Source organism: Bacillus sp. FSL R5-0523 (assembly GCF_037975295.1).
Taxonomy (GTDB): Bacteria; Bacillota; Bacilli; order Bacillales; family Bacillaceae; genus Bacillus; species Bacillus subtilis.
This window is the reverse complement of sequence record NZ_CP150251.1, coordinates 878135-896860: the sequence shown is the minus strand read 5'-3', so window position 1 is coordinate 896860 and position 18726 is coordinate 878135. Positions and strand designations below refer to the sequence as shown.

The following is an 18726-nucleotide window of genomic DNA, read 5'->3' as shown; positions in this document are numbered from 1 at the left end:
CCGTTTTTTCGGCAAGGGGATTACAGTTAAATCACAAATGTAATATAGGCGCCGGAAACAGGGTCTTTCACACGAAAGCTGTTTTCCGTCTCTTCAATTGAATACCCGGCATGTTTGACTCGGTTTGCCACCAAATCCAGCTCCTCTTGGTGAGGCAGGACAACAGTGTAATAGTCTAGTCCGCTGGCATTTGTCGGTTTAGGCGGCGCATTTCTTCCCGCCCAAATGTTTAAGCCGATATGATGGTGGTACCCCCCGGCTGAAACGAAGAGGGCGGACATGCCCGCATAGTTTCCGACAATGTCAAAGCCCAGTACATCTGTATAAAACGCCTTTGCTTCTTTCAAATCACTGACATGCAGATGAATGTGTCCGATGATTGTATCGTTCGGAAGCGATGTTTTCCGCTCATCTCCTGCCTCTTCCAGAAGGCCCTCAATGTCAACAGCGGTTGTCGTCATGACGTAGTTTCCTTCCCGATCACGCTGCCACGTGCTGCGGGGGCGGTCAGCGTACATTTCAATGCCGTTTCCGTCAGGATCAGACAGGTAGAGCGCTTCGCTGACAGCATGGTCTCCATGTCCGATAGCAATGCCGTGTTCAATCAGGCGGGCGAGCGCGATCCCAAGTTCTTTCCTGTCCGGAAGAAGAATCGCAAAGTGATAAAGGCCTGTCACAGACCGTTCAGGCAAGACGACAGCGCTCGAATTTTCTTCAAGAATAAGCAGTACGCGTTTCCCGTCAGCCGTTAATTCAGCTTGGCGATCCGTCTTTTTTAAGACTTGAAAACCGATGACGTTACAGTAGAACTGAAGCGAACGCTCCAGACTGCGAATTGTGAGTTTGGCATAGCCAATGTGTGTATCCTCATGAATGCTGGTCATGCTGCATGCCTCTTTTCTTATGCTGACACGTTTCCGTTCTTTTTTCCTTTAAACACAAATGGGTCCAGCGCCAGGAATCGACTTCCAGTAAGCGCCAGGTGAATGGATGTCAAAAGCAGAAGGTAATCAAATTCTGCATTGCCCATGAATGGCGCTTTCAGCTTAACAGTGATGATGGCGCCGATCAGTGTAAGAGCGAACAGTACACCGACAATACGTGTAGCCAATCCGAAGAAGACAAACACTCCGCCAATGAGTTCAATCGCTGCGATGACATACGCCATAAAGCTTGGAAGGCCTATGCTGCCGAAAAATTGGATGGTGCCCTCCATCCCCTGAAACTTTGATAAACCGTGAACAAAAAAGATAATACCTGTAATAACTCTTAAAAGTAATGTGCCAATTTCAAATGATTTATTCATTTTATCCTCCTTGATAAATGTTATCACTTACTTAATGTAAGCTAGTATATATACATAACTTGTTTACGTCAAGTAATTTTGTTACATTTTACGAAAATGAAATAAAAGTACTATAAAACTGTAACAAAAAAGACCTCTGTGCAGGACAAAGGTCTATTTCTCAAATTGGCTTTCATATAAGTCACTGTAAAATCCTTTTTGCCGAATCAGCTCGTCATGGCTTCCTTTTTCAATCATTTCACCGTCTTTTAACACCACAATCTGGTCCGCTCTTTGAATGGTGTTAAGCCTGTGGGCAATGATGACGCTTGTTCTTCCTTCCATTAAACGGGCGAGCGCTTCTTGAATGTTGACTTCTGTAACGGTATCAATGTTGCTTGTCGCTTCATCCAAAATGAGAAGAACCGGATCGGCAAGCACCGCCCTCGCTATAGAAATCAACTGCTTCTGTCCTTGACTGATGCCCGAACCGTTTTGCGTCAGCACGGTGTCATACCCTTTTGGCAGCCTTTCAATAAAACTATGGGCATTCGCTGTTTTTGCAGCGGCTTCGACTTCCTGATCAGAAGCATCAAGCCTGCCGTAGCGAATGTTTTCTCTGATCGTTCCCTGAAATAAGAAAGAATCCTGAAGAACAAACCCCATGTTTTTTCTCAGGCTTGCTCTAGTAAGGGTTTTAATATCTGTACCGTCGATTAAAATTTTTCCTTCGTTAGGCTCGTAAAAACGGGCGAGAAGGTTAGTGACGGTTGTCTTCCCCGCCCCCGTCGGCCCGACAAACGCGATGGACTGCCCGGCAGGCACGGTAAACTGTAAATGCTTCAGCGTCTGCTGCCCTTTATCGTAACCGAAGGACACATTCCGGAATTCAATGCTGCCTGTTTGGATGGGCTGATGCACGGCGTTCTTTTCATCCTCGCGCTCTTCTTTTTCATCAAGCACGTCAAACACCCGTTCAGCGCCGGCGATTGCGGACAGCATCGTATTAAACTGGTTGGCCAGATCGTTTAAAGGGCGTGTAAATTGTCTTGAATACTCGGCAAAGACGACGATGGAGCCGATCGAGATCCAGCCTTTCAGCGCAAACAAACCGCCGATTGCCGCTATCATTGTAAAGCTTAAGTTATTCAAAGAGTTCATGACCTTCGGGATAAACCCGGAAATCGTCTGCGCCCAAAAGCCCGACGTCTTGAGTGCAGCGTTTTTTTCGAGAAATTCAGCAGTAATCTGCTTCTCACGTGAATATGCTTTGATGACCTTTGCGCCTGAAACAGATTCCTCAATATACCCATTCAGATCACCAAGGTTTTTCTGCTGTTCTTTAAACAGCTTTCCCGTTCGGTTGGTGATCCATTTCAGGCTCGCTGCCATCACCGGAATAATGGTCAGCGTAATCAATGTAAGGAGCGGGCTCATGTACAGCATCACCGCAATCGTCCCGACAAAGGTGATCACGCTTGACAAAATTTGAATGACTGACGTGTTTAAGGTAGAACTGACATTTTCGATGTCATTCGTCACCCGGCTCATCAGCTCGCCGTGCCGCTGTTTATCAAAAAATGGAATCGGCAGCTCATGCAGATGGGTGAACAATTCGCTTCTCATTCTGAAAACCGTGCCCTGCGAGATCGTAATCATCCAATAGTTTTGAAACCAAAGCGACAGAGACTGAATGATATAGATAGCGAGCAGAAGAAGCAAAACGGGAATCAAGCCGCTGACCGTTTTCCCGACGATAAAATGGTCGATGGCCTTTCCGATCACAAAGGGGCCAAGGAGCCCGAATATGGCGCTGATGACAACCATCAGCATGACAAGTATGAGCAGTCCTTTTCTTTCAGCCAAGTAAGACCAGATTCGTCTCAGTGTGCCCTTTGTATCCTTTGCTTTCGCCCGCTTTTTCGCGCCTTCTTTTTTGTCAATTGGCAGTTTGGGATATTGGAAAGGCTTGCGGATGTCTTTTAGCATGACTCGCTCCCCTCCCTTCCGAATTGTGACTGGTAAATTCGCTTGTATAACTGAGATGCAGAAAGCAACTCACTATGAGTGCCTTTTTCAATCAGTTCGCCGTCCTCAAGCAGCAAAATCTGATCAGCTTTCATCGCCGTGGTTATTTTTTGTGTAATGATCAAAGTTGTGCAATGGTATGTGCTGATTGCTTCAAGCAGCTTCGCCTCCGTTTGCAGATCAAGAGCGCTTGTGCTGTCATCTAATAGAAGGATAGCCGGTTTTCGAATTAGTGCCCGCGCAATGGAAATCCGCTGCTTTTGGCCGCCGGACAGGTTGACGCCTCTTTGCCCCAAAACAGTGTCATATCCATTTGGGAGCTTCAAAATCGTTTCATGAATTTGCGCATGTTTGGCCGCATCCATTATTTCATCTAGTGAAGCATTTTCTTTGCCCCAAGCGATGTTTTCTTTGATTGTGCCGGAAAACAAGAGGACTTCCTGCGGTACATATCCAATTTGTCTGCGCAGCCCTTCAGCCGGAAAATCTTGAACCGGCTTTTCATCTATGTAAATGCAGCCTGAATCCGGCTGATAAAGCCGCGGAATGAGCTGAAAAAGCGTGGACTTGCCCGAGCCCGTCGCACCGAGAATCGCGATCGTTTCTCTTGGCTTTGCGGAAAATGAGACATCCCTGAGCGCTTCTCTGTCCATTTCAGGATAGCGAAAGGATACATGCTGAAACTCAATCCGTCCTGACAAACGATCAGATATGATGCCTTCCTCCCGCTCGTCGCCTTCTGTTTCAAGCACCTCGCCGATTCTATCCCCTGAAGCTTTCGCCCTGGTGAAAATCATAATCAAAAACGGAAACATCGAAAGCGCACCTGTAATTCGTGTTGCGTAGTTAATTATCGCAACAACATCGCCAACCTGAGTGCTTCCGCTCGTAATACTGTAGGACCCCGCCCACAAAATCAAAAGGATGCAGAGATTCATCAAAAGCATCAGTACAGGCATCGTGAATTCCACAAGCTGAAAGGCCGAAACCGTTTTTTCCATCAGCCTTGTGTTGGCTTTGATAAATCGTTTGACTTCGTGGCTGCCGCGAAGCAGCGCTTTGATCAGCTTGATTGCAATTAAATTTTCCTGCATGATGGTGTTCACTTGATCCAGCCTTTTCTGCACTGAGCGGAACAGTGCCCCGCCTTTCCTTAATACCCATAGCAAAAACAAGATCAGGATCGGAATGGTCACAAGCAGAAAAAAGCCGAGTTTCACATTAACGGCAAGCGACAGCACAATGCCGCCTGCAATCATTAAGGGAGCCCGCAGCATAAACCGCAAACTCATAAAAATCATATTTTGAACCTGTGTGACGTCGTTTGTCAGCCTTGTGATATAAGAAGAGGACGAAAACTGTCCAAATGTGGAATAGGAGAAGGACTGGATTTTTTGAAAAAGCACTTTTCTCGTATCATAGGAAAAGCTTTGGCTGACATGGGCGGCATAAAAGGAATTCAGCATCCCCGCCGCAAAGGATAACACGGTCAGCCCGATCATGACCGCGCCCCATATCCATACATGCCGCAGATCTTGCTTCAATATCCCATCGTCGATGATTTTTGCAATCAATAAAGGCTGCATCAGTTCAACTGCAAGCTCCGTCAACATAAGAATCAGAGCAATTCCCGCCAGCAATGAATATGGTTTTAAAAACGACAAAGCCTTTTGCATGTAAAAGCCTCCAAACCCCTTTTTACTCGATTGTCTCTTTCTTTACTTTACTATGGCGGTCTTTTTGACGGCAAACGAAAACCCTCCCGAAAAGGAGGGCTGTCTTTATTGATTCAATATTTTTTCCACACGCTCCCGCATCTGCGGTACGCTTAATCCGATAATTACCTGAAACGCCTTCCCGTTCCTGACAACGCCGTGTGCGCCAAGCGCGCGGAATACGCTGTCGGGTTCAACCTTTGTTTCATCCTTGACACTGACTCTGAGGCGGGTGGCACAGTTTGTGACTTCAGTGATGTTGTCTTTTCCGCCCAGCGCTTCAATATACAGAAAAGCGGTGTCATCAGCCGTTTCAGCAGCGGAGGCCGTTTCATCCTTGTTTTTTCGTTCTCTGTATTCCTTTTTCGAATATAGCTTTGTTTCCTGCTGCTCATCCTTTTCCCGTCCTGGTGTAGCGATATTGAATTTGAGGATTAAAAATCTGAAGACGAAAAAATAAATTGCTGTAAACGAGAGCCCGATCAAAATTTGATACACATATGTCATACCGTGGCTGCCAAAGAGCGGAATCCAGTTCAAGGTCACCGCCTCAATCAGTCCGCCTCCCATATTTCCGACGACGCCGGCCATATACATAACTGTCGACATTGTGGCGGCAAGCACGGCGTGAACCGCAAATAAGAAAGGTGAAATAAATAAGAACGTAAACTCAATTGGCTCTGTAATACCGGCGACAATCGCTGTCAGTGTGACAGGAATCAGCAGCCCTGCGACGAGTTTTTTCTTTTCCTTTTTGGCTGTCACATAAAAAGCCAGGGCGATACCCGGAATACCGAAGATTTTCGAGTTGCCGTGAAGCGCGAATCCGCCTTGCGGAAAGAGCTCCTTCAGCGGTTTGGCGCTTTGCGAATATTCGCCAAGATGCTGTGCCCAATACGTGACGATCCCGCCTTCCGCTACAGCCGGGCCATAAATAAACGGCGTGTAAATAAAGTGATGAAGGCCGGTCGGAATTAAAATCCGTTCCAAAAACGTGTATATCCAAACGCCCACCGCCCCAGAAGCAACCAGGAAGCTTTGAAGCGAGCCGATTCCCGATTGAACCATCGGCCAAATATAAGACACAGCCAAGGCAATTGGGATCATAATAAAGAAGGAAATCATCACGATATATGTTGAGCCTTGAAAGATGCCGAGAAAATCGGGCAGTTTTTTATCAAAATAGCGATTATGCAAAAAGACGACTATCGAAGAAATAAAGATGGCTCCGATAATGTTGGTGTCGAGCGTTTTTATGCCCGCAATCATCGTTAATCCGCTCGTTCCGCCGACCTCTTGATTCATGTCGACGCCAAATGCTCCTCCCCATACCGTCAATATCGCGCTGACAAAATAGTTGAATGTCAGGTAAACAGTAAGCGCTTCCAAACAAGCGCGTGCCTGAGCTTTCTTCGCCAAAGCAACCGGGATGCCAATGGCGAATAAGAGCGGCATTTGGTTAAAGACAGTCCAGCCGCCCTGCTCAATGATATACCAGCACTGATACCAAAAACCGTCAGGATCGGCGAGCGGTCCCATGAGGGTTTTATTTTTAAAGAGCGTGCTGATGCCGACGATAATGCCGGCGAACGCGAATAATAAAACAGGCACAAACATCGCGCTTCCAAAGCGCTGAATTTTTTGCATCATACCAGAACCCCCTGCTACTCATTGTCATTTTTTTCTGCCTCTTTGTAATCAACATATGCGCGGAACAATGCTTCGCCAACGAGAAAAAACGGTGCAAAAGCGACAATTTCCGTTTTATCGCTTAATGTCACAGGTTTGCTTGTCGCATAAAGATTATGCGGAGTCAGCTGGGCGAGGACATTGTTTTTTAAATTCGTAATGGAAATAAAGGGAATACCCTTTGCAGAAAGCATTCTTGCCTGAGGAATCAACTCCGGTGTTTCTCCGGAAAGAGAAATGATGATAAACAGATCGTTTACTTTAAAATCATCGCGCATCAAATTAAATTCATTTGTGTCTTCAATTAAAATAAGATAGCGATGGCGCGGAATAAACATTCTTTGCAGGTCGCGGGCGCATATCTTTTGCGCATTTCCTGAACCGTAGACGAAAATGCGGTCCGCTGCCTCAATCAGCTGGCACATGTCCGTCATGTCCTTTGTCCGTAAGAACTTCAAATTTGCTTCAATATCATCAAGCAGCTTTTGAAAACTCATACTCTCGCCTTCTTCCGGCTGATCTTCCCACTTTAAAAAGACGCGAAATTCACTGTAACCGCTGAAACCGAGCTTTTGGGCAAGCCGTAAAATTGAGGAACGCGATACACTGCAAGCTTTGGCCAGCGCGTCGATTCCAAGGTGATAGCATGTGTGCTTATGATTCAATATATATTTTAAAATATGAAAATCGTTGTCATTCAATTTGCTGTAGTGCTGATTGATCAGTTCTTCGAGCTGCATATCAGATCCCCCCATTTTCTTTCTATTATATACAATTACAGATTCGAAAATGGGGGAATTTCAGTTATGATATGCGGGTCGGGCTTTGATCAAGCTCAGGCCAGAAGTCTTTGTTGGCCTCCATTAAATCCTCAAGAATGAGTCTTGCCACACGCGCGTTCGGCACTGTTTTTGACAGGATTAGCGCCTGCCACAGCTTTTGGAACGATTTCTCCGCCCACGCTTCAACAGTCAGCTTCTCAACGGATACCTGCTGCTCCATAAGCCCTTTTTGGAATTGCGGAATGGTGCCGACGGTAATCGGTTCAGGCCCATTTGAGCCGACAATGCATGGCACCTCGACCATCGCAGTCGGGTCAAAGTTCGCAATTGCGCCGTTATTTTCAACGATCAACAGCATTCTTTCACCTGTGTTGTAGGCAATCGCCCGGGCAAGATCAACGATATATGATGCGTGGTCATCGATTTTGATTTCGCTGTTTTCCGTGGACTGCTCACGTGTAATCATGTCACATTGGCTGAAAATAAAAGCTTCGCGACCTTCCATCACTTCATTTGCCCGCGTATGATTCGGATTTGATTTTTTCACCATATCATCCGGGAACAAATAATATTGCAAATACGTATTCGGCAGTGTGTCAGGATCTGCGGCCTGCACGTCACGCGCTTTGGCGAATGTGTCATTCCAGCTCGCCTCCACCGCTTCAGCCTCTGTTTTCGGAATATAGCCGTATTGAGAAACATGCTCCTTCAGCTTCGGCATTAAATCGTTGCCCTCTTGATCCTGAATTGATGTCCACCAGCCGAAGTGATTTAATCCGTAATAGCGGACCTTCATTTCTTTTCTTGAGGATAAGCCAAGAATTTGCGCCATCCGGTCTTCGATCCCAACCGGCATATCACAGATATTGAGAATTTTAGAATTCGGTCTAAGGCGTCTCGTAGCTTCAGCCACAATTGCCGCCGGATTGGAATAATTGAGCATCCACGCATCAGGCGAGTATTTTTCCATGTAATCTAATATTTCAAGCACACCGCCGATCGAGCGCATACCGTATGCGATCCCGCCCGGCCCGCACGTCTCCTGGCCGACAACTCCGTACTTTAACGGAATTTGCTCATCAAGCGCACGCATCGCGTATTTCCCTACTCTGATGTGCGCCATAACAAAATCGACATCTGTAAAAGCTTCTTCCGGGTCAGTCGTCGCTGCAAATTCAATATCCGGCGCTTTTTCTCTGATAAAAACGTCACAGGCGCCTGCAATTCGATCCTGTCTCTCCTTATCATTATCATACAGCTTCAGCTTTCTGATCGGAAACTCCTCCAAATGGTCCAAGAGCATGAGTACGATCCCTGGAGTGAAAGTGCTCCCTCCGCCCGCTATTACGATTGAGAATGATTTTTTCTTCATATGACGACCTCCTTGATAACGTTTACAATTCCATTTATACCATGAGATAGCCCGTCCCGTAACACGTTTGGCGCACTTAGGTCATTTGATCAACTTTAGTGTTTTTTCCCATAGAGCGGGAAATTTCTCATTTGCAGGGAATCCTTACAATAGGTAAAAACAACTGATTTAATAGGCCTATTCATACTTAACACCTCCATTAATTTAAAACCAACATAACAAAGAAATCATTATATAATCTATATTTCCTATTTATCCATTACATACCATCATGTAACATTAGGAAAGTCTCCCTTTTGTTTTTAATAACGGTTCAAAAGAATTACATATTATGTGACAATGAGGTGTTTACAGTTGTTTGGTGAAATGTTGGGATTATCCTTTGTAAAAACACAACTAAGTTTAAAAAAGGAGAATTTAGAAGATCTCAAAGCTTGCAAAACTAACTTGACAAATATCCAGCAAGAATTTTTGGAGTCAAAAAATAAAATAACTGAGCCATCTCTGTCCTCGGATACATGGCAGGGAAGTTTAGCAAATAAATTCGAACTTATTCGAGACGAGATAAACTCAGAATATCAAGATTTAAAAGGTAAACAATTAGATGAGGTTATAACTAAAATTGAAGACAAAATTAATACATTAATTGATGATATAGATGGGTTGAAAAATCAGATCACTTCTATTGAAAAAGAAATAGAAAAACAAAAAAATAAAAATTCACACTGATAAGGAAGAATTTGTATGAGCAATGAAATAAAACTTGATTTACCTGAAGTTGAAAAAGCAATTACAAAATTAAAAAATGCAACTGAAGTTATTAAAGTATCTATTCCTACTAATTTAACAGACCACAATAACCTTGATGTCACAAAGAAACTGAATGCGCTGAATAACAAATTAAATAAACTGGCTGAGAAATATGCTTCTTCCTTAAACAAACAAATCTCACAAACAGAACAATTAGTTAGGTCTATGCAAGAAACAGATGAAGTGCTTTCCAAATCAATAACTAATAAATAATGTAAAGAAGGAAGGAACGTTGTTTGAAAACTCTTGATGTACATTCATTTCTCATCTCTATAGACAAGACCATAAAACAATTAGATAAACAAGCTGAGAAATTAACAGATATAATTAAAAGTACACAAGGAATTGCATCATTAGATGATTCCCTTAAAGGAGAGGGCGGAACTGCGATTCGAACATTTTTTAGTGAATGTCACACTCCCTTTCTTCTTTTTTATTCTTGTGTAATCAGTGATTATAAAGAAGTATTAAATAAAATAAAGAGTGCATTATATTCATTAGAACCAACAAACACAGGTTTTATTTCGCAAAGTTTTTTAGAGAATGATTTGAATAATGGGTTAACAGCTACTAAGAGATCAATAACATCTCTAACAGATAAAGCAAATGAGGAGATTGAAAAAGTTAAACACATTGTAAGTCTCAAAGATTTGAATGACGAAAATTTTGTCAAAAAAATAAAAAAGGCTGAAAGTAATATAGACGAAACATTGGAACATCTATATACCTTTGATCGTGAAAACACTAGTTCTCTAGATTCAATCGATCAAGATATCACCACAATGGAAGATTATTTAAAACAACTTGATGCAAAATACGGTGGTCCTAGAATTGAAATTAATAATTATATAAGTGGCTCAGTACTAAAACCCGAATTTAGCAACGATTCACTGAATAGTAATAATAGTTATACCGCTTTTAACAATACACAACTAGATAAAGACTCTCCGATGTTTAAAATGTTAGATAAAATTAATGCTAAAGATGAGCAAGAAATTATCGAATTTTTCGGTATTTCAAATTCAGATGATCCTTCGATAGGAACTAAGAACATCGGTTCAAAGAGCGAAGCAGATCATGGTATTAATAAAAATAAAAGTGATGATGAAGGCATTACTCAAAAAATATATAACACTTTTGATGCCATTAACAATTTAAAGTATGCTAAGAATAAAGAAATTAACGGAGCTATTTATAAAGGTTTCGGTAATGGATATGCCAATATAGATATAAGCAATCAAAAAGTAAATTTTAAAGCTGGCGCAAGTCTCATAGATACAAATAGTGCATATAAGGAAGAAAAGTTAGAATCTAAAGAATTATTCTTTAGAATGGCTGAAGGTAATATAGAAGTGTCATTACCATATTTACAAAGTTTTACGGACTCTTTTTTATCTGGTGAGATGATTGGCGGTGCAGCAGAAGCTAATATAATTAATGCAAACTTTGACCATAAAAAATCTCCAGCCTTATTTAAGGTTAAAATTGGTCATGGTGAAACAAAAGCTGGCATTGAAAATTACTCGGTTGGTATAGGAGCATCAGCAAGTATTGCTGATGCAGAGCTTACCATACATCCATTTAATTGGTTCGGCTATGAACCACTTGAAGAGTGGTTTGGAATTGAATATGATCCCTATTTTGGGGTAACTGCATCTATTGGCAGCGTCGGGGTAGAAGTGAAGACAGGTCTTGAAAATGAACTTTATGCTGCAGAAGGTATTGGTTTAGGGATAAAATTTGGAGCAGAAAAAGATGACTAGGAGGTATATAAATGAGTGAAAAAAATGGGTTTTTACCAAAAAAAATTAATGAAGCACTATTAATAGGTTCTATTTTTCCAGTTCCTTTCGGTATCTTTAGTTTATTCATGCTATATTGGTTAATTGATAGTGAAACCCCTCAGGAAGTAATATATTTAATTACTTTTATTATTTCAGTATTTACTTTTCTTATACCTTTATGCTTACATATTTTCAGAAAAAAATTCTGGTTAAAAAAACATCCACACCTGCTTAAGAAAAAAAATTAATATAGAAAGAGTGAGAAATTAATGTCTAATACATTGCTGCCTATCGGTAGTGTGGTGAAAATTTTAAATGTACGAAAAACTGTAATGATTTATGGGAGAAATCAGCTTCAAACTTCTTCACAAAAAAAGTACGATTATGTTTCAGTTCCTTATCCAGAAGGTAATATCAATGAAAATTATAATTTGTTCTTCAATCACGATATGATAGAAGAAGTTCTTTTTGAGGGATATCAAACACAAGAAGAAAAAGCTTTTCAAGAAACTTTTAAAGGCTAATAAAATGGACTATTTAATAGTACGATTTTGGAAAAAGTATAAAAAACCATTCATTTTAATATATTATCTGTTTTTCATGATTTGTATGACATTAATTACTTTTATGCTTCCTGGCATCCAAATCGGTATAAGGATCGTTTTACTTTTTTTATTGTATTTGATCACTACTGTAACAATCTATACAGGTTATAAAGTTACCAATAAGATGCTTTTAAAAGAACAAGGAGATAGACAATGAAAAACACTTGGAATACATATAAGAAAAAAATCTTTTTAATTCTCTATTTGCTTCCTATGATTGGCATGACACTCGGGATCTCAGCAGTCCCTGACATGACATTAAAACAAAAATTGATTTTACTGGTAATTATGTATGTGATGAGTGGCTTGTTTATATTCTTTGTTTATTTAGCAATAAATAAGATTATAAAATCTATTTTTAATGATTAGTAAGCAATACGCAATTTGTTTAGAGCCTATTTTAGGCTCTTTTTTATATACGGTTACCTCGAAAACATTCGTCTTCCAAACGTAGAAACTCCTAATATTAAGTTGACTCCCTCTTGCAGATTCTTTTTTTTACCTTTTTTGTAATCTTAAAGTCTCACCAACTGTGAATTTTAAGTGAATATACGCCCTTCCAATTCTTATGAAAAGGTTCTTTTGTACGATTCGGATACATGCCGAATTATTTATAATCATTTATATAAAACATCCAATTGTGCGTGAATTTAGAAAAGGCAGGGGACAAAAGTTGGACTCATATAAAGTCATTGAGCTGGCAAACAAGTATAGTGCGGCCGCAGAAGAGGTCAGAAGCTCCAAAATGCTGCTTGAATCCCGGTTATCTGCATTGGGAGATGCTTGGCAGGGCAAAGCAAGAGATTCGTTTGACCAGGATTTCGAGGAAACGAAAGCCGCCTACGATCAATTCGAACAGGAGCTGCTTGAAACAAGTCAAGAGCTGAAGGCTGCCGCGGTCAAAATAGAAGAACGAAAAGCTGAAATTGCCAGAATGGAAGAACTGGAGCGTAAAGCAAGAGAGGAAAGACATAAACTCGGGAGGTGAACGGTGTGTCAGGAAACATTGCAGTTGATCCGGATAAGCTCGAACAGCTTGCAAATGATGTAGTCACTGAATTAACTGATATGGAAAACAAATATAAGGACCTGCATGTGGAGCTGGGGCAGATGATTTTGCAATGCGATCCCCGCTACAGCAGCTGTTTTTCCGGAGTGGGCGATGCGTGGAGCTCAGGAAAAGCGCTCGTCACTAAGCTAAGTGACAATGAGATTTTCATCAGAAAAACGGGCGATAAATTTGTGGAACAAGATGATATTTTGCGAAAGCTCTACAATGCCTACGACAAATACGGTACGATGACTAGCTTAACCGCTCTTATGCTGACGCAGGGAAAATATTACGGGTTAGGGCTTACAAAATTTGTGAAACAGCCAAGCGGCTTGCATACAGCCCAGCACTCAAAACTGCTCTTGGATATTTCCAGGGCCGTTGACAGCTCACGTTATCAAAAAGCGGCAAGAGTGCTTTTGAATCCTAAATATTTGTTGAAAAAGACAAACCGTCCATTTTCAGATTTGGTACATAAAAAGTTTACAAAATACTTCCCTCAGGACACGGTGGATTTTTCAAACAGCGTCAGAAGCTACACAAAAGGATTTCTTAATGAAGCCGGCGTACGCTCCACTTTGAAGGACGTGGGAAAAACGGGCTTGAGATTCGCGAAAGGAAACGCCATTACCGCCACACTGATTACCGGTGCGACCGAAACATTCGGAGCAGGCGTGAAAATTGCTGAAAATTATGCAAAATACCAGGACAAACCCGAAGTTCTCAAGCGTGAAAACGCCAAGGCCGTCGGGAATGCTGTGAATAATACGATTTTTGTTGCCGGCGGTGCCACAGCTGGTGCTGTCATCGGCGGTGCAATTGGAAGCTTTGCAGGACCTGTGGGTACTGTCCTTCTTGGGGCAGCAGGTTCATACATTGGCGGAGTCGTCGGAGAACAAATCGCCAAATATACAGCCGGTTTTGCCGAAAAAGCAGCCTTAAAGCTGAAAGAACCGATCCATGCTGTTGTTGATACAGCCAAAAAAGGGCTGGAATCAGCCGGCAAAGTCGTCAAATCAGTGAATGACGGCATAGATGCGGCGAATAAATCGATACATAAAGGGATAGACAGCGCGAAAAAAGGAATGGAAAAAGCAAAGAAAACAGCGGATTCGCTTATACACGGCGCAACCCATTTCCTTAAAGGGAAATTTTCATTTGGATAGGAGAATAAAAAATGAAGCAGTTTACAATTAGCATAGAAGAACTCTTATTTTGCTTTTACAGCGAAGGGTTTTTTGAACAGGGGATGGCCTTGAAGCAGGCCTATTTTCCGGAAATAGAAGATGAACAGCTCGGCGCTTTGTTCGAAGCAGCTTGCCGCTCACTCTTAGCTAAGGATGCAGCGGAATATCGGAACCATCAATATCGGTTAAAGGACGAGTACTGTCCGTTTATCCATGTATTAAACGACGCTGACTATACAGTGAAGCTTTCTAAATTTAACGGGCAAGGCGCCGAACAGAATGTGTCCTGCCATGTATCAAAATTCGGCACCTACTCTCACGAACTCCTTTTTGATGAACAAGTCCATCGCATTACAAAAATGGAATCAAGTGAAGGGTTACTTGCTAAGACAGATGAGTTTTTACATATAATAGATACAGAGGATAAAAGAGAATCGATTGTGACATTGACATCAAATGAATTTGAAAAACTCTTGGAGGGCTCTTCAGACAACCCTTCATATCTAAAAGAGTTCCTTGAAAAACATGACCACCAAGAGGACGTTACCCGATTTGCAAATGATCTGGCTTTGCGGAAAGGGAAAATGGATACACTTATGCGTCTGGCATATGGCAAAGATAACACTCCTGAAGTGGCTGACATGGCATTTGTCCTGCCGGGGGCCCACCATACTTGGCTTGTCACAGGCATCACCCAGAATGAATTTTCTATCCTCCCTGCTCATAAGGATGTTGTAAATCAAATCATTTCAAAATGATAAGAATTGAATTAACAAAAGGAGAAAAGCATTGAAAAACCAAGAAATCATTGAAGTCAAAAGCAAAATGTTCCTGAGAATATGGGCTTTTGTCGGATCTGCCGGTATGGGATTAGCATGTTTGTGGCTCTTTTATATGGGTATTACGTTTCAAACGAAATATTACCTATTAGCCATTCCTGCTGGCTTTCTGTTCACCTTGTTTTGTTTATATTTATTTATCATCTTCTTTCCGGCTTTCACCCCGCGGGGAAATACCATTTTTCGCATCAAGACAGGAAAAAATGGAGAAGTGTTCACTGACAAAGTGTCTGTTACGTTTACTGATATAAAGAAAATTGAGATGAGCCGCCATAAATTTAGTCTAAAAGGAATTTTCCAAGAAGATATATTGATCCAAACCGTTGATCAGAAGACCATTCGCATTCCCACTTGGAACATCATTCCGAATCCGTTGTTTTTCGAAGCGGTTGAACGCTATATCCTTCCACATCTGAATGAAGAGGCGAAAAGCAATTGGATCGGACAGTTTACAGACATCCAACGCAGTGCGTATTTGAAGGAATTTGAGAATCATCCAAAGCTTTAGGGGCAGCACATGATTGAAGTAAAAAGCATGATGTTTCTAAGGGCTTGGCTGTTCCTCGCTACAGGGGGCGCCTTTATTGTGGGAGTCTGGCTGGTGTCTGAAGCTCTCACGTTTGAATCTAAATATGCCCTGCTTTATTTGGGCGGCGGATTACTGGCGATAATTTATGGATTGATCACATTCTTTATGGCTTTTCCTGCGTTCACAAGCCGTGGAAATGTCATTTTCAGCATAAAGACCGGACCTAGTGGCGAAATCTTCTCGAGAAAGCGCAGCGTGCTGTTTTCCGAGGTGAAGCGGCTTTATATGGGACGCCATCAATACAGTTTGAAAGGGATCTTTTTTGAGGATATTATCATCGAGAAAACAGACGGCAAAATCGTTCGAATCCCGACCTGGAACATCATCGCGAATCCGCTGTTTTTCGAAGCGGTTGAACGCTATATCCTTCCCCATTTGAATGAAGAGGCTCAAAACAATTGGATCAGCCAATTTACAGAGGTTCAGCGAAAAGCGTATTTGAAGGAATTTGAGAATCATCCGAAGCTTTAAAAGCTCTCCTCCTCTATAATGAAAGATAAATGCAAATTGAGGAGTGCTCATGATGCTGATTACCATTCTTTTATTTCTCGCGGCAGGGCTTGCCGAAATTGGCGGCGGATATCTGGTTTGGCTATGGCTGAGAGAGGCAAAACCAGCCGGCTACGGAATCGCCGGGGCGCTGATCCTCATTGTATACGGCATTCTTCCTACGTTTCAGTCCTTCCCATCTTTCGGCCGTGTATATGCCGCTTATGGCGGGGTATTCATCGTGCTTGCGGTCCTGTGGGGATGGCTTGTTGACCGGAAAACACCTGATCTGTATGACTGGATCGGCGCATTCATTTGTCTCATCGGTGTCTGTGTTATTTTATTTGCGCCGCGCGGATAACAAAAATGGCCTGCTTATGAAGCGGGCCATTTTTGTTTAATCCTCTTTTAAGCTGTTCAGCTGCACTTCATGCTCCTCTTGCGGTTCGTCAAGCGGATAAATTCTTGCTGTTCCAGTTTCTTCATTCACGTGCTGAATGTAAATAGGAACGCCGTTATATGTTACTTTCTTCATGTCGGGAGATTCTACAATTTCTTTCGCCCTTTGAATATTCATCGTAACACCCTCCTTCAATACATAACGTTTCCATTTCCTGAAGGAAGTATGCTTTATGATTCAGCGGACAAGTTGAATTTTTTCAGGCGTTTGTAGAAAGTGCTTCGGGGGATCCCGCTGATTTTTGCGGCTTGAGAGACGTTTCCTTTTGCAGATTCAAGCGCTTTGATCATCATATCTTTTTGGATTTGCTCACGAAAAGTAAGCACGCCGGCAGCAGCCGGCTTTTTTTCTGCAGAGCTGGCCGGCAATCCAGCGGCTTCCAGTAAAGCGGAAAGCGGTTCACCCCCCAGCCGGCCGTCCGGAAATCTGATAGAAAGACGTTCAAACACATTAAACAGCTCACGGATATTCCCCGGCCACTTCCATTGCTTCAGCACATCACAAAAATCAGAAGGAAGTTCGCCTGGCCAATGATTCTTCTGTTTGTAGTACTCAAAGAGGTCCGGGATATCCTCGGTGCGATCGCGTAATGGAGGGAGTTCAATTGGATAGACATGAAGACGGTAAAACAAGTCCTCTCTGATTTTTCCGTTTTCGGCAAGCTCGCGTAAATCACAATGTGTGGCGGCAATAACTCTGATATCAACCGGAATTTCTTTCGTCCCGCCGATTGGCGTTATCTTGCGTTCCTGAAGCACCCGTAAAAGTGCAACCTGCATCGAGTGGGAAATTTCTCCGATTTCATCTAAAAATAATGTGCCTTGATTCGCTTTTTGAAAGGCGCCTTTATAGCCATTTCGTTTCGCTCCCGTAAAAGCGCCCTCTGCATATCCGAACAGTTCGCTTTCAATCAAATCAGACGGAATCGCTCCGCAATTGACAGCAACAAACGGACCGTGCCGTCTCTCACTGTTCTCATGAAGCGCGCGAGCCGCGACTTCCTTTCCCGTACCAGTTTCGCCCGACAAACAGACCGTTGCATCTGCCGCAGCTGCACGTTCAAGGTTCATCAGCATCGCTTGCGATCGGCCGCTTTTCCCGATCACTCCATTGAATCGAAACACCTTCTTTTTCTTTTGTTCCGAAAGATAAAAACAAGTGCCGCCATCTCCTATGGTGACAGCTTTTTCGATTGAGTAGCCCCGTTCCTTCAACTCATACAGGTGCCGGCCCTGCCAATCCGGCATTGAGGTTCGAATCGGTATGCTCGCACTGATGATGTGCTGCTTGTTATTGCATAGCACCATCGGCACACTGGATGCAGCTCTCTCTCCAAAACGGCTGATCAGCTCGAGCTCTTTCTCACGGCTTTTAGCTGCGAGTTCCCGTTCAGCTGCATAGGCGATCGCAGTGGCAATACCGAGCATATGAGGATGAGCGCCTGCCGCCGGACACGATATGTCAATCACACCCGCAAGGCTGCCATCCTCATGGTGAATCGGAGCGGCTGAACAGTTCCAAAGATGGGAAGCAATGGAGTAATGCTCTGATCCTTGTATCGCAACCGGCTCGCTGATGTGGAGCGCCGTGCCAATCGCATTTGTTCCGACAGCCGTTTCCGTCCAACATGCCCCTTCAACAAAGTTGATGCGTTTGGCTTCATAGAGCGCGCGGGGATGGCCATCCAATGCCAGAACAACACCGTCCGAATCAATTAACAGCGCCATCATTTCCATTTCTTTTATGGCAGGCAGCAGTTTTTCGAGGTAAGGCTTTGCGGTCGTCAGGAAGAATGAATGCTTTTTTGACTGCTGATCCAGCTCCGTTTGCTGTAAAACCTTCGGGCCTTTTTCTAAATAAGGATTGACCTCAGCTTTTTTGCAGCGATGCCATGACTCTGCAATCCGTTTTCTTAATCGGGCTTCGTCAAGCACACCGTCTTTCACAAAACGTTTCCAGGTTTGCAAATCGTTTGGGACCGAATTCATTTCCTTGATCGCTCCTCCCTTACACGCCGTTTTCATCTATTGTAGGGGAAAAA

Annotated in this window: 21 protein-coding genes; 12 read left to right on the top strand and 9 right to left on the bottom strand. The window is 42.9% G+C overall.

Features of this window, described 5'->3' with window-relative positions:
* Window positions 1-26: 26 nt before the first annotated feature.
* From catE to glvA, 7 genes are all read right to left on the bottom strand, one after another.
* Window positions 27-884 (bottom strand): catechol 2,3-dioxygenase, encoded by an 858-nt coding sequence (gene catE, locus NYE53_RS04525; RefSeq protein ID WP_339231777.1) that lies wholly within the window; start codon window positions 882-884, stop codon window positions 27-29.
* Window positions 885-901: 17 nt separating this feature from the next.
* A complete protein-coding gene (gene catD, locus NYE53_RS04520; RefSeq protein ID WP_339247503.1) occupies window positions 902-1306 on the bottom strand; it encodes a DoxX family oxidoreductase CatD in 405 nt (134 codons plus the stop codon).
* A gap of 153 nt (window positions 1307-1459) precedes the next feature.
* The gene (locus NYE53_RS04515) at window positions 1460-3274 is read right to left on the bottom strand and encodes an ABC transporter ATP-binding protein (protein WP_339247501.1); all 1815 of its coding nucleotides are present in this window, start codon (window positions 3272-3274) and stop codon (window positions 1460-1462) included.
* Window positions 3268-4989: an ABC transporter ATP-binding protein gene (locus NYE53_RS04510; protein WP_339247498.1), complete on the bottom strand. Its 1722-nt coding sequence runs from the start codon at window positions 4987-4989 to the stop codon at window positions 3268-3270. The genes NYE53_RS04515 and NYE53_RS04510 overlap by 7 nt, the downstream gene beginning before the upstream one ends.
* A 105-nt stretch (window positions 4990-5094) precedes the next feature.
* Window positions 5095-6678: a PTS maltose transporter subunit IIBC gene (gene malP, locus NYE53_RS04505; protein WP_003233606.1), complete on the bottom strand. Its 1584-nt coding sequence runs from the start codon at window positions 6676-6678 to the stop codon at window positions 5095-5097.
* A gap of 14 nt (window positions 6679-6692) precedes the next feature.
* A complete protein-coding gene (gene glvR / locus NYE53_RS04500) occupies window positions 6693-7457 on the bottom strand; it encodes a MurR/RpiR family transcriptional regulator GlvR (protein WP_339247495.1) in 765 nt (254 codons plus the stop codon).
* A 64-nt stretch (window positions 7458-7521) separates the two neighbouring features.
* A complete protein-coding gene (glvA, locus tag NYE53_RS04495; RefSeq protein ID WP_014476180.1) occupies window positions 7522-8871 on the bottom strand; it encodes a maltose-6'-phosphate glucosidase in 1350 nt (449 codons plus the stop codon).
* A 354-nt stretch (window positions 8872-9225) separates the two neighbouring features.
* Here glvA and NYE53_RS04490 point away from each other — a divergent pair, with 354 nt between their 5' ends.
* The 12 genes from NYE53_RS04490 (at window position 9226) to NYE53_RS04435 (ending at window position 16586) form a co-directional block, all read left to right on the top strand.
* Window positions 9226-9600 carry a DUF5082 family protein gene (locus tag NYE53_RS04490; protein WP_050809178.1) on the top strand — a complete coding sequence of 125 codons (375 nt, stop codon included), beginning with the start codon at window positions 9226-9228 and terminating at the stop codon, window positions 9598-9600.
* Between the two features lie 15 nt (window positions 9601-9615).
* Window positions 9616-9894 (top strand): DUF5344 family protein, encoded by a 279-nt coding sequence (locus NYE53_RS04485; protein WP_339247493.1) that lies wholly within the window; start codon window positions 9616-9618, stop codon window positions 9892-9894.
* A gap of 23 nt (window positions 9895-9917) precedes the next feature.
* Window positions 9918-11444, top strand: coding sequence for an LXG domain-containing protein (locus NYE53_RS04480; RefSeq protein WP_339247490.1), 1527 nt, complete (start codon window positions 9918-9920; stop codon window positions 11442-11444).
* An 11-nt stretch (window positions 11445-11455) separates the two neighbouring features.
* A complete protein-coding gene (locus NYE53_RS04475; protein WP_032726631.1) occupies window positions 11456-11713 on the top strand; it encodes a hypothetical protein in 258 nt (85 codons plus the stop codon).
* A 21-nt stretch (window positions 11714-11734) separates the two neighbouring features.
* Entirely contained in the window at window positions 11735-11989 is a 255-nt protein-coding gene (locus NYE53_RS04470) for a DUF4176 domain-containing protein (protein ID WP_014476176.1), read from the top strand.
* A 234-nt stretch (window positions 11990-12223) separates the two neighbouring features.
* Entirely contained in the window at window positions 12224-12439 is a 216-nt protein-coding gene (locus NYE53_RS04465) for a hypothetical protein (RefSeq protein ID WP_032726633.1), read from the top strand.
* 304 nt (window positions 12440-12743) lie between these two features.
* A complete protein-coding gene (locus tag NYE53_RS04460; protein ID WP_003243177.1) occupies window positions 12744-13058 on the top strand; it encodes a WXG100 family type VII secretion target in 315 nt (104 codons plus the stop codon).
* 5 nt (window positions 13059-13063) lie between these two features.
* Window positions 13064-14287 (top strand): hypothetical protein, encoded by a 1224-nt coding sequence (locus tag NYE53_RS04455; RefSeq protein WP_003243998.1) that lies wholly within the window; start codon window positions 13064-13066, stop codon window positions 14285-14287.
* A gap of 11 nt (window positions 14288-14298) precedes the next feature.
* Entirely contained in the window at window positions 14299-15066 is a 768-nt protein-coding gene (locus tag NYE53_RS04450; protein ID WP_339247486.1) for a hypothetical protein, read from the top strand.
* Between the two features lie 31 nt (window positions 15067-15097).
* The gene (locus tag NYE53_RS04445; RefSeq protein WP_003244496.1) at window positions 15098-15655 is read left to right on the top strand and encodes a YfjD family protein; all 558 of its coding nucleotides are present in this window, start codon (window positions 15098-15100) and stop codon (window positions 15653-15655) included.
* Between the two features lie 9 nt (window positions 15656-15664).
* Entirely contained in the window at window positions 15665-16207 is a 543-nt protein-coding gene (locus NYE53_RS04440) for a YfjD family protein (protein WP_268553784.1), read from the top strand.
* A 49-nt stretch (window positions 16208-16256) separates the two neighbouring features.
* Window positions 16257-16586 carry a YnfA family protein gene (locus NYE53_RS04435; protein WP_010886445.1) on the top strand — a complete coding sequence of 110 codons (330 nt, stop codon included), beginning with the start codon at window positions 16257-16259 and terminating at the stop codon, window positions 16584-16586.
* 36 nt (window positions 16587-16622) lie between these two features.
* On the opposite strand, the gene NYE53_RS04430 is transcribed toward NYE53_RS04435, so the two are convergent.
* Both NYE53_RS04430 and acoR read right to left on the bottom strand, forming a co-directional pair.
* Complete coding sequence (locus NYE53_RS04430; protein WP_003244276.1) at window positions 16623-16802, bottom strand: small acid-soluble spore protein H; 180 nt, start codon at window positions 16800-16802, stop codon at window positions 16623-16625.
* A gap of 53 nt (window positions 16803-16855) precedes the next feature.
* A complete protein-coding gene (gene acoR / locus NYE53_RS04425) occupies window positions 16856-18673 on the bottom strand; it encodes an acetoin dehydrogenase operon transcriptional activator AcoR (protein WP_339247482.1) in 1818 nt (605 codons plus the stop codon).
* Window positions 18674-18726: the final 53 nt, after the last annotated feature.

Excerpts from the sequence above, each read along its gene's own strand:
- catE (WP_339231777.1), bottom strand. The coding sequence starts at position 884 with ATGACCAGCATTCATGAGGATACACACATTGGCTATGCCAAACTCACA.
- catD (WP_339247503.1), bottom strand. The coding sequence starts at position 1,306 with ATGAATAAATCATTTGAAATTGGCACATTACTTTTAAGAGTTATTACA.
- NYE53_RS04515 (WP_339247501.1), bottom strand. The coding sequence starts at position 3,274 with ATGCTAAAAGACATCCGCAAGCCTTTCCAATATCCCAAACTGCCAATT.
- NYE53_RS04510 (WP_339247498.1), bottom strand. The coding sequence starts at position 4,989 with ATGCAAAAGGCTTTGTCGTTTTTAAAACCATATTCATTGCTGGCGGGA.
- malP (WP_003233606.1), bottom strand. The coding sequence starts at position 6,678 with ATGATGCAAAAAATTCAGCGCTTTGGAAGCGCGATGTTTGTGCCTGTT.
- glvR (WP_339247495.1), bottom strand. The coding sequence starts at position 7,457 with ATGCAGCTCGAAGAACTGATCAATCAGCACTACAGCAAATTGAATGAC.
- glvA (WP_014476180.1), bottom strand. The coding sequence starts at position 8,871 with ATGAAGAAAAAATCATTCTCAATCGTAATAGCGGGCGGAGGGAGCACT.
- NYE53_RS04485 (WP_339247493.1), top strand. The coding sequence starts at position 9,616 with ATGAGCAATGAAATAAAACTTGATTTACCTGAAGTTGAAAAAGCAATT.
- NYE53_RS04475 (WP_032726631.1), top strand. The coding sequence starts at position 11,456 with ATGAGTGAAAAAAATGGGTTTTTACCAAAAAAAATTAATGAAGCACTA.
- NYE53_RS04470 (WP_014476176.1), top strand. The coding sequence starts at position 11,735 with ATGTCTAATACATTGCTGCCTATCGGTAGTGTGGTGAAAATTTTAAAT.
- NYE53_RS04465 (WP_032726633.1), top strand. The coding sequence starts at position 12,224 with ATGAAAAACACTTGGAATACATATAAGAAAAAAATCTTTTTAATTCTC.
- NYE53_RS04450 (WP_339247486.1), top strand. The coding sequence starts at position 14,299 with ATGAAGCAGTTTACAATTAGCATAGAAGAACTCTTATTTTGCTTTTAC.
- NYE53_RS04440 (WP_268553784.1), top strand. The coding sequence starts at position 15,665 with ATGATTGAAGTAAAAAGCATGATGTTTCTAAGGGCTTGGCTGTTCCTC.
- NYE53_RS04435 (WP_010886445.1), top strand. The coding sequence starts at position 16,257 with ATGATGCTGATTACCATTCTTTTATTTCTCGCGGCAGGGCTTGCCGAA.
- NYE53_RS04430 (WP_003244276.1), bottom strand. The coding sequence starts at position 16,802 with ATGAATATTCAAAGGGCGAAAGAAATTGTAGAATCTCCCGACATGAAG.
- acoR (WP_339247482.1), bottom strand. The coding sequence starts at position 18,673 with ATGAATTCGGTCCCAAACGATTTGCAAACCTGGAAACGTTTTGTGAAA.